The sequence below is a fragment of the Streptomyces sp. NPDC005863 genome (assembly GCF_042871345.1).
Taxonomy (GTDB): Bacteria; Actinomycetota; Actinomycetes; order Streptomycetales; family Streptomycetaceae; genus Streptomyces.
Genome location: NZ_JBIAII010000016.1, coordinates 156,867 through 168,468, shown reverse-complemented (window position 1 = coordinate 168,468; position 11,602 = coordinate 156,867). Strand labels below are relative to the sequence as shown.

Annotated in this window: 13 protein-coding genes; 7 read left to right on the top strand and 6 right to left on the bottom strand. The window is 73.0% G+C overall.

The genetic code is table 11. The annotated features are described in order from the left end of the window. Positions 1-207: hypothetical protein (locus ACFYO9_RS36610; protein ID WP_358778887.1), on the bottom strand; the 207-nt coding region annotated here is incomplete at its 3' end. Positions 208-391: 184 nt separating this feature from the next. Here ACFYO9_RS36610 and ACFYO9_RS36605 point away from each other — a divergent pair. Together ACFYO9_RS36605 and ACFYO9_RS36600 are read left to right on the top strand one after the other, a co-directional pair. Beyond that, the gene (locus ACFYO9_RS36605) at positions 392-1,672 is read left to right on the top strand and encodes a helix-turn-helix transcriptional regulator (protein WP_358778888.1); all 1,281 of its coding nucleotides are present in this window, start codon (positions 392-394) and stop codon (positions 1,670-1,672) included. Beyond that, complete coding sequence (locus ACFYO9_RS36600) at positions 1,669-2,049, top strand: hypothetical protein (RefSeq protein WP_358778889.1); 381 nt, start codon at positions 1,669-1,671, stop codon at positions 2,047-2,049. The genes ACFYO9_RS36605 and ACFYO9_RS36600 overlap by 4 nt, the downstream gene beginning before the upstream one ends. 14 nt (positions 2,050-2,063) lie before the next feature. Here the strand turns inward: ACFYO9_RS36600 and ACFYO9_RS36595 are convergent, their stop codons facing one another. Next, positions 2,064-2,738, bottom strand: a complete 675-nt coding sequence (locus ACFYO9_RS36595) for a maleylpyruvate isomerase family mycothiol-dependent enzyme (RefSeq protein WP_358778890.1) — start codon at positions 2,736-2,738, stop codon at positions 2,064-2,066. A gap of 138 nt (positions 2,739-2,876) precedes the next feature. Here ACFYO9_RS36595 and ACFYO9_RS36590 point away from each other — a divergent pair, with 138 nt between their 5' ends. From ACFYO9_RS36590 to ACFYO9_RS36580, 3 genes are all read left to right on the top strand, one after another. After that, on the top strand, positions 2,877-3,584 hold the full coding sequence (locus ACFYO9_RS36590; protein ID WP_358778891.1) for a hypothetical protein: 708 nt from the start codon (positions 2,877-2,879) through the stop codon (positions 3,582-3,584). A 41-nt stretch (positions 3,585-3,625) separates the two neighbouring features. Beyond that, positions 3,626-4,714, top strand: coding sequence for a GNAT family N-acetyltransferase (locus tag ACFYO9_RS36585; RefSeq protein WP_358778892.1), 1,089 nt, complete (start codon positions 3,626-3,628; stop codon positions 4,712-4,714). Between the two features lie 300 nt (positions 4,715-5,014). Beyond that, positions 5,015-6,241 (top strand): Cmx/CmrA family chloramphenicol efflux MFS transporter, encoded by a 1,227-nt coding sequence (locus ACFYO9_RS36580; RefSeq protein WP_358778905.1) that lies wholly within the window; start codon positions 5,015-5,017, stop codon positions 6,239-6,241. A 12-nt stretch (positions 6,242-6,253) separates the two neighbouring features. Here the strand turns inward: ACFYO9_RS36580 and ACFYO9_RS36575 are convergent, their stop codons facing one another. Then, on the bottom strand, positions 6,254-6,520 hold the full coding sequence (locus ACFYO9_RS36575) for a DUF4031 domain-containing protein (protein WP_355807981.1): 267 nt from the start codon (positions 6,518-6,520) through the stop codon (positions 6,254-6,256). Beyond that, positions 6,517-6,876 carry a hypothetical protein gene (locus ACFYO9_RS36570; protein ID WP_355807983.1) on the bottom strand — a complete coding sequence of 120 codons (360 nt, stop codon included), beginning with the start codon at positions 6,874-6,876 and terminating at the stop codon, positions 6,517-6,519. Before ACFYO9_RS36570 ends, ACFYO9_RS36575 begins: the two co-directional genes overlap by 4 nt. Before the next feature lie 88 nt (positions 6,877-6,964). Between ACFYO9_RS36570 and ACFYO9_RS36565 the strand changes: the two genes are divergently transcribed. Further along, entirely contained in the window at positions 6,965-7,891 is a 927-nt protein-coding gene (locus ACFYO9_RS36565; RefSeq protein ID WP_355807985.1) for a MurR/RpiR family transcriptional regulator, read from the top strand. 81 nt (positions 7,892-7,972) lie between these two features. Beyond that, the gene (murQ, locus tag ACFYO9_RS36560; protein WP_358713510.1) at positions 7,973-8,950 is read left to right on the top strand and encodes an N-acetylmuramic acid 6-phosphate etherase; all 978 of its coding nucleotides are present in this window, start codon (positions 7,973-7,975) and stop codon (positions 8,948-8,950) included. 63 nt (positions 8,951-9,013) lie between these two features. On the opposite strand, the gene ACFYO9_RS36555 is transcribed toward murQ, so the two are convergent. Beyond that, complete coding sequence (locus ACFYO9_RS36555; RefSeq protein WP_358713512.1) at positions 9,014-9,247, bottom strand: hypothetical protein; 234 nt, start codon at positions 9,245-9,247, stop codon at positions 9,014-9,016. Beyond that, positions 9,244-9,456, bottom strand: a complete 213-nt coding sequence (locus ACFYO9_RS36550) for a hypothetical protein (RefSeq protein WP_355807991.1) — start codon at positions 9,454-9,456, stop codon at positions 9,244-9,246. Before ACFYO9_RS36550 ends, ACFYO9_RS36555 begins: the two co-directional genes overlap by 4 nt. Positions 9,457-11,602: the final 2,146 nt, after the last annotated feature.

Below are 11,602 nucleotides of genomic sequence, written 5' to 3'. Positions count from 1 at the left end.
AGGGGTGACGCCGCTCTTGGCCACCAAATGCATTTCGGCGTGGGTGATCAGCGGGGCGAGGTAGCCGGACAGCTCAGCGGCGACTTCGTCCGCGAGCCCGCCGATGGGGTCGGCGACGGCCAGGCCCTCGGCGCGGTGGACGGCGTTGTCCACCAACGCCAGATCCAAGGGGTCGGCATTCTGGTGCTGCGGGTGCTGTGTCGTCATGGTCACCGCTGGTCCTCGCCCTCGGAACGGAACTCCGTCGAAATCGCGTAGCACCCATCACATCGCGCCGAGTTGGCGCGGACCACGGCGTTTGTGGGGCACTGTGGGGACACCTTTGGGACGCTGTCGCTCGTTGCGGGTACACAGGATCAGGCGGGCGTGTCGGATGGCGGGAGCGCGGCGGATGACACTGGGCAAGCAGCGCAGAAGCGTCGGTTACAGTCAGGAACGGCTGGCCGAACTCCTCGGTGTGGACCGGCGTACGGTCGGCCGGTGGGAATGCGGCAAGGTGACACCTCAGCCGTCCCAACGCCCCGAACTCGCGCGCCTGTTGCGTATGACGCCGCACGAGCTGGACCGTCTGATCGACCCCTCACCCGCCTCGGCCCCTCGCACGACAGCCACGATCACCACGATCACGCCGGACGGCGTGTCCACTGCGGGGGTGTCCGACGACATGATCCGACGCGAGTTCCTGCGCCTGGTCGCGGTGACCGGCGCTCTCTCCGCGACCGGAGATGATGCCGCCGCCGAGGACGGCGGGATCGATCCGCGGGTGGGTACGTTCGCGGCGATGAACGCCCACTTATGGCAGGTCTATCAACTCGCCCGCTCAAAACAGGCCGTCTACCCACTGGTGCACGACCAGATGGCCGCGCTCACCGACCGTCTCGCCGAGGGCCCCCGCAGCAGCCGCTCGCTGATCTCGGCGGCCGGGGACCTGTTCCAGCTCGCCGGGGAGCTGGCCTTCGACCAGAACCGCTACACGGATGCCGCCGCTGCGTACACGCTGGCCGCATCCGCCGGCAAGGACACCGGCTCCTTCGACCTGTGGGCCTGCGCGCTGGTGCGCCACGCCTACGTGGACGTGTACGAAGGCCGTTACCGCCAAGCCATCTCCACGCTCGACGCCGCCGAACACATCGCCGGCCGGGGCGACCGGCAACTGACCACACGCCACTGGGTCGCGTCCGTGCAGGCCGAGGCCTACGCCGGACTCGGAGAATTCGAACTGTGCGAGCGCGCACTGGATCAGGCCCAGACGGTCACCGCGGGCGGCGTCATCGGCAACGGCGGATGGCTGCGTTTCGACGGCTCACGACTGGCCGAGGAACGCGGCGCCCGCTACGTCCAGCTCGGCCGCTTTGACCTGGCCGAACACTCCCTCCAAGCCGCCCTGCGCCTCGACGCCCTCGCTCCCGGCCTCTCCCCGCGCAGGCGTGGCGCCGTCCTCACCGATCTCGCGGCGATCGGCGCCAGACGCCATGACGTCGACCAGCTCACCACCTACGCAGGCCAGGCCCTCACGCTGGCCCGTGAGTCCTCCTCCGGATACGTGGCTCGTAGACTCGGCGCGCTGCGCACCGCCTACGCGTCACTGTCCGGAGACCGCAGAGTCGCCGAACTCGACGCCCACATCGGCGCGCTGACCGTTTGGCCGAGCAGCGAAGGGTGGACGTCGTGAGTGACATCGAGGGTGGGCGGGTCTTCCGCGAGGCGTGGATCGCCGGAGTGCTCAAGCACTTCCCCGGCGACCCCAAGGCCTCCTACATCACCCCGTGGGAAGACACCCCCGACTGGGAACGCGCCGCGGCCGGCGCGGTCTTCGACCAGGTCGCCCAGTTCCTCGCCCTGTCCGAAGGGCATGCGACGCGACTGTCGCGTGAGCAGAAGAGCCGGTTCGTCGCCACCGCGTGGACCGCGCAGATGTACCTGCACTTCGGCGACCCCAAACCCGCCTACGTCGCCGACTGGCCCGAGCTTCCCCCGTGGCAGCAGGAGACCGACGCGGACATCTTCGAAGCGGTGGAGAGGGCCGCTGATTCGGCGCCCGCGTCGTAGTCTCCGCCTCCGCCTCAGCCGAAGAGCACCAGTTCCTTCTCCGTGGCGCCCGCCAGTTCGTAGCGTGTGCCCGGCAGGGGGCGGCCTGCGCAGAGGCGGATCAGGGTCGGTGCGTCGCCGATGTAGCGGACCGGCGGGCGTGTTCCGTCGGGGGTGCCGAGGACCAGGGGCTCGTCGCGGCCGTCGAGGTCCGCGTGCAGCGGTGGCCCGGCGGCGGCGAAGTCCGACCTGCTGAACTGTCCCAGCAGGTCCAGCGCGTCCACCAGCCCGTCCCCGCCGTACGCTCCCGGCTTCCCCCACGCCTCCCGTACGTCTCCGGCGTGCACCCACTCCCCCAGCGCGACGCCGTCCAGGCGCCCCCGGGCGGCGGCGAGCACGGGGCCCGCCTCCGTCATGCCGCGCTCCAACTCGTCCACCACACGGGAGTTGGACCAGTCGGCGCGCTCGGCGATGTCACGGTCGTTGGACTCCGGGCTGTACACCCCCTCCTCGAAGCGGCTCTCGACCACCCGCGTCAGCGCGGAGCCGCAGTGCGCGAGCACATGCCGCACGGTCCAGCCGGGACAACAGGTACGGATCGCGTACGCCTCGTCGGGCGCGGCCCGCAGCAGCGGGATCAGGGCGTCACGCTCGGTCCGGAGAAGGCGGCCGGCGCGTTCGGGTTCGTAGTGCTCGTCCACACGGGTCATGGGCGAAGCCAACAGGGCGTGGCCCCGTGGAGCAATGGCCCCGCGGGGCGATGACCTCCCGCGCAATGGCCGGGCCCGCGGATCCGGTCTGCCCGTACGCGCGCTCCCGCCCCGTACCGCCCGCGTTAAAGTCGCCGCATGGCCGACCATGAAACCGAGCCGCACGACGAGCCGCCATACGACGAGCCGCCGCACGACGAGCCGTACGACGAGCCGCACGCCGCGCTCCGCGCCCGCTGGCACGCGACCCTCTCGCGGTCGTGCGAGGGCGCCCCCGACCCCGCGCCCTATGCGGACCGGCTCCTGGCCCGCTGGTCCGAACCGCAGCGCAAGTACCACACCACCGCCCACCTGGCGGCGGTCCTCGACCACCTCGACGTCCTCGCGGACCACGCCGACGACGTCGAACTGGTGCGGCTCGCGGCCTGGTTCCACGACGCGGTGTACGCGCCGGACCGCTCCGAGAACGAGGAGCGTTCCGCCCGGCTCGCCGAACGGGCGCTCGCCGAGGCGGGTCTGACGGAGCGGCAGGTCGCCGAGGTCGCCCGTCTGGTCCGCCTCACCGTCACGCACGACCCCGACGACGACGACCGCAACGGCGAGGCCCTGTGCGACGCCGACCTGGCGATCCTTGCGGCGGCCCCGGACGCGTACGCGGCCTACGCGGCGGCGGTCCGCGAGGAGTACGGCTTCGTGCCGGACGAGGCGTTCCGGCAGGGCAGGGCGGACGTGCTGCGCCGGCTCATCTCGCTGCCCCGGCTGTTCCGCACCCCGTACGGCGCCGCCAACTGGGAGGCGCCCGCCCGCGAGAACCTGGCGACCGAACTGGCCCTGCTCGCCCCGTAAACCGGGCGACCGGACGGACTCCGCTCCCGTACCCTCACCGCATGCTTTTCATGGGTGGGGACAAAGGCGGGGACCGGATCGACGAGGCCGTGGCGCACACGGCGAAGGTGCTGCGCGCGGCGCTGGACCGCGACTGGGGCGTCAAGGCGGACGGGCTCGACTGGAGCTGTCTGTACACGGCCGAGCACATCGCCGGTGACTTCGTCGCGTACGCGGGCCAGCTGACCGGCCGCCCCACCGACGCGTACGTCCCCTTCGAGGCCGTGCTCGACAAGGGCACGGCTCCCGAGGGCGCGATCCGCGCGATCGAGGCGACGGGCGGGATCCTCGCGGCGGTCGTCCGTACGACGCCGCGCGGCGTGCGCGCCTTCCACCCGTACCCCGCGGGCAGCGCCGACGCGGCGGGCTTCGCGGCGATGGGCGTGACGGAGGCGCTGCTCCACACCCATGACATCGCCGCCGCGCTTGACGTCGACGCCGAGCCGCCCGCCTCCCTCTGCGAGGCGGTCCTCGCCCACCTCTTCCCGCATGTCCCGCCCACCCCCGCGGGCGGCACCCCGTGGACCACGCTCCTGTGGGCCACCGGCCGAGGCACGCTGCCGGGCCGCGCCCGGCTCCCGCACTGGCGCTGGCGCAACGCGGACTCCCTGCCGGCCGGCCCCGTCGCCCTGCGCGAGGTGACGCCCGCCGCGGCGGCGGACCTCGCCACGGGGGGCACCGGCGGCTTCGAGTGGCTGGGCGGCGGCCCCTTCGACGGCACGCGCCGGGCGGCGGAGATGGTGACGAAGGCGTACGCGGCCGGGGTGCACCGTCCCGAGTGGGGCATGTACGTGCTGGTCCGCACCGCCGACGAGCTGGCCGTGGGCGGCATGGGCTTCCACGGGCCGCCGGACGAGAACGGCTGCGTGGAGGTCGGGTACGACCTGGTGGAGGAGGCGCGGGGGCAGGGTTACGCCTCGGGGGCGCTGCGCTCGCTCTCGCAGTGGGCCCTCACGCACCCGGAGGTGACGTCCCTCCTGGCCGTCGTCGAGCCGGCCAACGCCGCGTCGCAGGCGGTGGCGGTGCGGGCGGGGTACGAGCGGCTGCCGGACCGCGACACGAACTTCGCGTACGGGCTGCGCCGGGCCTGAACGTCTTCCTCCGCCCCGGGGCGGATTCTCGCCGGGGGCGGGGGCGGGGGCGGGGGCGGGGTCAGGGTCGGGGGCTGAGGGTTCCTCCCTCGCTCCCCCTGCGGGGCCGAACAGGCCCGCGGCTCGCCGCCCACCCGTTTGCCCCGCGACGCAGGGTTGGCGCAGGGGCCCCGGAACCCGAGACGGGCCGACAGCTCGGGCGCCACGGCCCCGCCCCATGGAATGACAGGTGCCACCCCGGCGTTCACCACTGTTATGCCGAACACCGCCCCCACCCCCGAGCCCGGCGCGGCCGCCCGCATGCCCATAGCCGTCTACATGCTCGGCCTCGCCGTCTTCGCCCTCGGCACCAGCGAGTTCATGCTCTCCGGCCTGCTGCCACCCATCGCCGACGACATGAACGTCTCCATCCCCCGCGCCGGCCTCCTCATCTCCGCCTTCGCCATCGGCATGGTCATCGGCGCCCCCCTCCTCGCCGTGGCGACCCTCCGCCTCCCCCGCCGCACCACCCTCGTCACCCTCATCACCGTCTTCGGCCTCGGCCAGGTCGCCGGTGCCCTCGCGCCCACCTACGAGATCCTGTTCGCCTCCCGCGTGGTCAGCGCACTCGCCTGTGCCGGCTTCTGGGCCGTCGGCGCCGCCGTCGCCATCGCGACGGTCGAGTTCCACCAGCGCGCCCGCGCCATGGCGGTCATGATCGGCGGTCTCTCCATCGCCAACGTGCTCGGCGTCCCCGCGGGCGCCTTCCTCGGCGAGAACCTCGGCTGGCGCTCCGCGTTCTGGGCGGTCGGCGCCGCCTCCGCCGTCGCGCTCGTCGGCGTGCTCGCCCTCATCCCCCGTATCCCGCTCCCCGCCGAGAAGCCCCGGCTGAAGAGGGAGGTCTCGATCTACGCGGACCGCCAGGTCTGGCTCTCCGTCGCCGTCACCGCCCTCGCCGCGGGCGGCGTCTTCTGCGCGTTCTCGTACCTCTCGCCGCTCCTCACGGACGTGGCCGGCCTCTCCGAGGGCTGGGTCCCGACGATCCTCGGCCTCTTCGGGCTCGGCGCCCTCGTCGGCACGACGATCGGCGGGCGCGTCGCGGACGCCCACCTCTTCGGCGTCCTCCTCAGCGGCATCACCGCGTCCACCGTCTTCCTGATCGCCCTGGCCCTGTTCGCGGCCACCCCGGCGGCGGCGATCACGCTGAGCTTCCTGCTCGGCCTCTCGGCGTTCTACACGGCCCCGGCGCTCAACGCCCGCATGTTCAACGTCGCGGGCGCCGCCCCGACCCTCGCGGGCGCGACCACGACGGCGGCGTTCAACCTCGGCAACACGGGCGGCCCCTGGCTCGGCGGCACGGTGATCGACCTCGACTTCGGCTACCGGGCCACGGCGTGGGCGGGCGCGGCGATGACCACGACGGCGATCGTCGCGGTGGCGGTGTCCCTGCGCCTGCACCGGAGGACCCCCAGCGGTGTCGTCACCACGTCCTTCGCCTCCTCCTCCAACCGCTCCGAGGAAGACACCAAAACCCCTTCCTGGAACTAAAGTTGACGGCGACTAGGCCGACCGCCCCTTGGGCCGCCGCAACCCCGCCCCCGTAAGCCTGCGCACCAGTTCCTTCGAGCCGATTTCCACCGCGCCCGCCCGCACCGCGTCCCCGTACCGCTCGGACGGTACGTCGTAGTGGTCGCCGTCGAAGGCGCGCTTCGGGCAGCCGATGGACGTCGCGAACGCGTGGAGCTCGTCGTACGAGACGTCGCTGACCAGGTGTGACCACATCCGGCCGTGCCCCGGCCAGGTCGGCGGGTCTATGTAGACCGTCACGGCGTGAGCCCGCCCACCGGGGCCACCACGACGCCCGCCTTGCCGCAGACCCAGTGCGGGTCGGGGCCCAGCTCCGGCTCCACGTCCAGCGCGTGCGGGTCGCCCGTGCCGCAGACGGGGCACAGCGGCCACCGCCCGTACCGTTCCAGGAGCGCGTCCTGGACGTCCTGGGCGACGAGACCGGCGACGTACGCGATGCCCTCCGGCCACTGCTCGACCCACCAGCGGCGGTGCGCCACCGACTCCTCGACCATCGAGACGACCTCCGCCTCGGCGACCTCGCGGGCCACAAGGTCGGCGAGGACGAGTGCGCGGGCGGCGTGCAACGCCTGCTCCAGGGGGTCGATCGTGTCCATGCAGCCATTGTCACCCCTCGACCGCCCTCGCACCCTTGACCGCTCCCGCACCCTTGACCGCCCCCGCGTCCGAAAATATCTTTCAGGCGTGACCCATGACGTGAAGGAAATTTTCGCGGGAGCCGCGCCCCCCGCCCCCGCCGCCCTCGCGGCCAAGGTGCGGACCCTGGCGCCCTCGATGACCCGCTCCATGCAGCGCGTCGCCGAGGCCGTCGCCGGCGACCCCGCGGGATGCGCCGCCCTCACGGTCACCGGCCTCGCCGAGCTCACCGGCACCAGCGAGGCGACGGTCGTGCGCACCGCCCGCCTCCTCGGCTACCCCGGCTACCGGGACCTCCGCCTCGCCCTCGCCGGTCTCGCCGCCCAGCAGCAGTCCGGGCGCGCGCCGGCCGTGACCGCGGACATCGCCGTCGACGACCCGATCGCGGACGTCGTGGCCAAGCTCGCCTACGACGAGCAGCAGACCCTCGCCGACACCGCCGCCGCGCTCGACACCGTGCAGCTCGGCGCCGCCGTCACCGCGCTCGCCGGCGCCGGGCGCGTGGAGATCTACGGCGTCGCCGCCTCGGGGCTCGTCGCCCAGGACCTCGCCCAGAAGCTGCTGCGCATCGGGCACATCGCGCACGCGCACTCCGACCCGCACCTGGCCGTCACCACCGCGGTGACGCTGCGCGCCAAGGACGTCGCCATCGCGATCACCCACTCCGGTTCGACGGGCGACGTGATCGAGCCGCTGCGGGTCGCCTTCGAACACGGGGCGACGACGATCGCGATCACCGGGCGTCCGGACGGCGCGGTCTCGCAGTACGCCGATCACATACTGACCACCTCCACGGCCCGCGAGAGCGAGCTGCGGCCGGCCGCGATGTCGTCCCGTACGAGTCAACTCCTCGTCGTGGACTGTCTGTTCGTGGGCGTGGCGCAGCGGACGTACGAGACGGCGGCCCCCGCGCTCGCCGCGTCCTACGAGGCCCTGGCCCACCGCCACAGTCCGCGCGGCGCCAACCCGCGCTGAGTACGGCCCCCACCTCCCCGATCACTCCACCCGTACTTACGTACGTACCTACGTACCGGACACGAGAGAGCCGCAGACGTCATGACCTCCACCACCGGCGCCACCCCCTCCCACCCTGGCGACCCCTACGGGGAGCTCCGCGCCCAGCTGGCCACCCTCACCACCGAGGCGTTCCGGCCGGAGCTCTCCGAGATCGACCGGCTGCCCACCCTGGAGATCGCCCGGATCATGAACGGCGAGGACACCACCGTCCCGGCCGCCGTCGCCGAGCAGCTGCCCCGGATCGCGGCGGCGATCGACGGCACGGCCGAGCGGATGGCCCGCGGCGGCCGGCTGGTCTACGCGGGCGCGGGCACCGCGGGGCGGCTCGGCGTGCTCGACGCCTCCGAGTGCCCGCCGACGTTCAACACCGACCCCGGTGAGGTCGTCGGCCTCATCGCGGGCGGCCCCACCGCCATGGTCACGGCGGTCGAGGGCGCGGAGGACAGCAAGGAGCTCGCCGCCGCGGACCTGGACGCCCTGCACCTCACCGCGGACGACGTCGTCGTCGGCGTCTCGGCGTCGGGCCGCACCCCGTACGCGATCGGCGCCGTCGAGCACGCCCGCGAGCGCCGCGGCGCCCTCACCATCGGCCTCTCCTGCAACGCGGACAGCGCGCTCGCGGCCGCCGCCGACCACGGCATCGAGGTCGTCGTCGGTCCCGAACTCCTCACCGGTTCCACGCGGTTGAAGGCGGGCACGGCCCAGAAGCTCGTCCTCAACATGTTGTCGACGATCACGATGATCCGGCTCGGCAAGACGTACGGGAACCTGATGGTGGACGTGCGCGCCTCCAACGAGAAGCTGCGGGCGCGTTCGCGCCGCATCGTCGCGCTCGCCACGGGAGCGTCCGACGAGGAGATCGAGGCGGCCCTCGCCGCGACCGACGGCGAGGTGAAGAACGCGATCCTCACGCTCCTCGGCAAGGTGGACGCCGCGACGGCCGCGAGGCTCCTGACGTCGTCGTCCGGTCACCTCCGCGCGGCCCTCGACAACGCCGCCTCCACCGACACGGCCTGAGCCGGGCCGGTGCCGGGCCGGTGCCGGGCCGGTGCCGGGCCGTACGGCGAGGCGGCTTCGCGCTCATCGCGGTCTGGCCTGCACCTGTCGGTTCAGCTCGCGCACCCGTTCGCGGAGCAGCTCGCCCGGCGGCGCGTCGCCGATCTCCGCGGGCGGGCAGTCCCACTCCCGGCCGCCGCCGATCGGCCTGAGCTGGACGAGTCCGCCCACGCATCCCATCACCTCCCCCACGCTTCCGTCCCGGTAGTCCACGGCGTACGTGCCCGTCTCCGGCACGCTCGGGTCCTCGGCGCTCATCGCGGTCCCTCCAGTACGGCGGCCAGCCGCAGCGCGGTGTCGAGGTTGCAGCGGCCCAGTTCCACGAGGGGCAGCGCGCCCTCGTCCGCGGCGGTCAGCGGGTCCATCCGCAACGACGGCAGCGTGACGCCCGCCCTCGCGAGGCCCTCCCGCAACTGCCGTACGGCCTCCTCCGCCGCCCTCACCCGTTCCCGCGCCGTCAGCGCCATGAGCTCCGCCTTTCCACCGAGTGTTCTGCGTTCCTCACCCAGCGTGGCCGAGCTTCCGTACGCTGAACAGCGCGGGAATCCCAACAAGTCACCGTGCGTGGTGGAGCGTTGTCCGTGACCCGTCCGACGGGTCTGGACCCCGCGAACGGGCGGGCCGGAGCCAGGGGCCCCGGGCACTCCGCGCTTCGTGAGCGGGTCGTTCATCGGCGCATTTACTTGACGTCCCAACAACCCCCTTGTTGCGGGCTGGGCCTTGAGGACGAGTCTGCCGCTGTGGCCCGGTACGACCTGGGCACGGGCACTGAGCTGGGCCGCGTTCGTGACGGCCCTCTGGTCGGTGTCTTCGGTGGGCCGGCGCCTTCAATTCTGACCGGGGCCGCCCGGGGTTTTGCGGAGTGTGGCGCCTCCGGGCCGCGAGTAAAGGGCGCTCCGCTGCGCTACGCGTCGGCTTCGCCGATTCCGCTGCGCTCCACCCTTGACTCCCGTCCCTACACCGCGACTTGACCTTCGACCCGGACGGCCAGGGGTGAGGCGGCGGGCGAGGCTGGGATGGTCATCCCGTTTCGCTGCCGGGTGCGGACCGGTCCATCGTGCGTCGACGCCCCCATGCGAGCTCGGCCCACGGCCAGCGTGGTCGGGTCATCGGCTTTCGCGGCCGAGTGCGGACCGGCCCAACGTGGGCGGAGGCCCCGGTGCGAGCTCGGCCCACGGCCGGTGTGGTCAGGTCATCGGCTTTCTCCGCCGGGTGCGGACCGGCCCATCGTGAGCGGGCGCCACGGTGCGAGCTCGGCCCACGGCCGGTGTGGTCGGGTCATCGACTTTCGCCGCCGGGTGCGGACCGGTCCATCGTGCGTCGACGCCCCCGTGCGGGCTCGGCCCACGGCCGGTGTGGTCGGGGCATCGGCTTTCGCTGCCGAGTGCGGCCCGGTCCATCGTGAGTGGGTGCCACGGTGCGGGCGCGGCCAGCCGCCCGGCATCGCCGCTCGGGCCATCGCCTTCGTGGCCGGGCGCGGACTGGCCCATCGTGGGCGCAGCCAGGGTCTGCGCCCTGCCAGCCGCCCGGCCACGCTGCTCGGGCCCATCACCCCTCGCCGCCGGGTGCGGACCGGCCCATCGTGGGCGGGGCCCTGGTGCGCGCGGCTAGCCCGGGGGCCTCCCCACTCGGGTCATCACCTTTCATCGCCGGGTGCGCTCCGGCACATCGTCGGCACAGGTCAACCTCGATGCGCTGCCCAGGGGCAGGGGACCGCCGTCCCGGCGGCTGTCACCTACTTTGGAAAAGTTGCGAATGAATATGCCGCACGCCCCCCTGCCACGCTCCAAGCCCCCCCCTGCCACGCTCCAAGCCCCCCCCGGAACCGTTCCATCCGCCGAAGGGAATGGGGTGGGTGGATCCTCTGCGCGTCATGGGAATCGTGGGACTGGTGGGTCCGCGTGGCGCATGAGGCCTGTGTGACGAATAAGTTCGGTGGGGCTGGTGGGTACGGGGGGCGGGCTGGATCCTGCGATTGCGCACCCGCCGGGCGGCGCGCGGGGGGTGGAAGGGGGGCGCGCGGAGATCCGCTGCGCAACTTTCCCGAAGTAGGTGCCAGACCCACCCCCTGCAAAACTCTCGTGACCGATGAAGCCTGTGGGACGGATGGGTTCAGCAGGGACGCCGGGCACAGCGGAGCGCTGAACCCTGCGACCGACCACCCGCCGGGCGGCGCGCGGGGCGTGGCAGGGGGGCGCACGGAGATCCGCTTCGCAACTTTCCCAAAGTAGGTCACCGAGGGGAGGGATGGAGCGGGGGCGGGCCAGACGTCAGAGGGTTGGCTTACGCCCTCGGCCCTCGGGGGCGCATTTTCGGTCTGGCGAGGGGGCGCGCGGCGTATCGATTCGCAACTTTGCCGAAGTAGGTGCCCGACCACGCGAACCCGGCCCGCGCCCCCGACCCCACCTCGACCGAGACGGCCAAGCACGAAGCCCCGGCCGCGAGAGCCGATGACCCGGCCTACGATGCCGCGCGGCTGGCGGAGTTCGTGCCGTGCCCCCGCCCACGATGAGCCGGGCCGCACCCGACGGCGAAAGTTGATGACCCGAGCGGCGATGCCGCGTGGCTGGCCGAGCGCATACCGTGGCGCCCGCCCACGATGGACCGGGCCGC

Coding starts and splice junctions, on each gene's coding strand:
- ACFYO9_RS36590 (WP_358778891.1), top strand. CDS start 2,877: ATGGCCGACCATGAAACCGAGCCGCACGACGAGCCGCCATACGACGAG.
- ACFYO9_RS36570 (WP_355807983.1), bottom strand. CDS start 6,876: ATGGACACGATCGACCCCCTGGAGCAGGCGTTGCACGCCGCCCGCGCA.
- ACFYO9_RS36580 (WP_358778905.1), top strand. CDS start 5,015: ATGCCCATAGCCGTCTACATGCTCGGCCTCGCCGTCTTCGCCCTCGGC.
- ACFYO9_RS36555 (WP_358713512.1), bottom strand. CDS start 9,247: ATGAGCGCCGAGGACCCGAGCGTGCCGGAGACGGGCACGTACGCCGTG.
- ACFYO9_RS36550 (WP_355807991.1), bottom strand. CDS start 9,456: ATGGCGCTGACGGCGCGGGAACGGGTGAGGGCGGCGGAGGAGGCCGTA.
- ACFYO9_RS36605 (WP_358778888.1), top strand. CDS start 392: ATGACACTGGGCAAGCAGCGCAGAAGCGTCGGTTACAGTCAGGAACGG.
- ACFYO9_RS36595 (WP_358778890.1), bottom strand. CDS start 2,738: ATGACCCGTGTGGACGAGCACTACGAACCCGAACGCGCCGGCCGCCTT.
- ACFYO9_RS36585 (WP_358778892.1), top strand. CDS start 3,626: ATGCTTTTCATGGGTGGGGACAAAGGCGGGGACCGGATCGACGAGGCC.
- murQ (WP_358713510.1), top strand. CDS start 7,973: ATGACCTCCACCACCGGCGCCACCCCCTCCCACCCTGGCGACCCCTAC.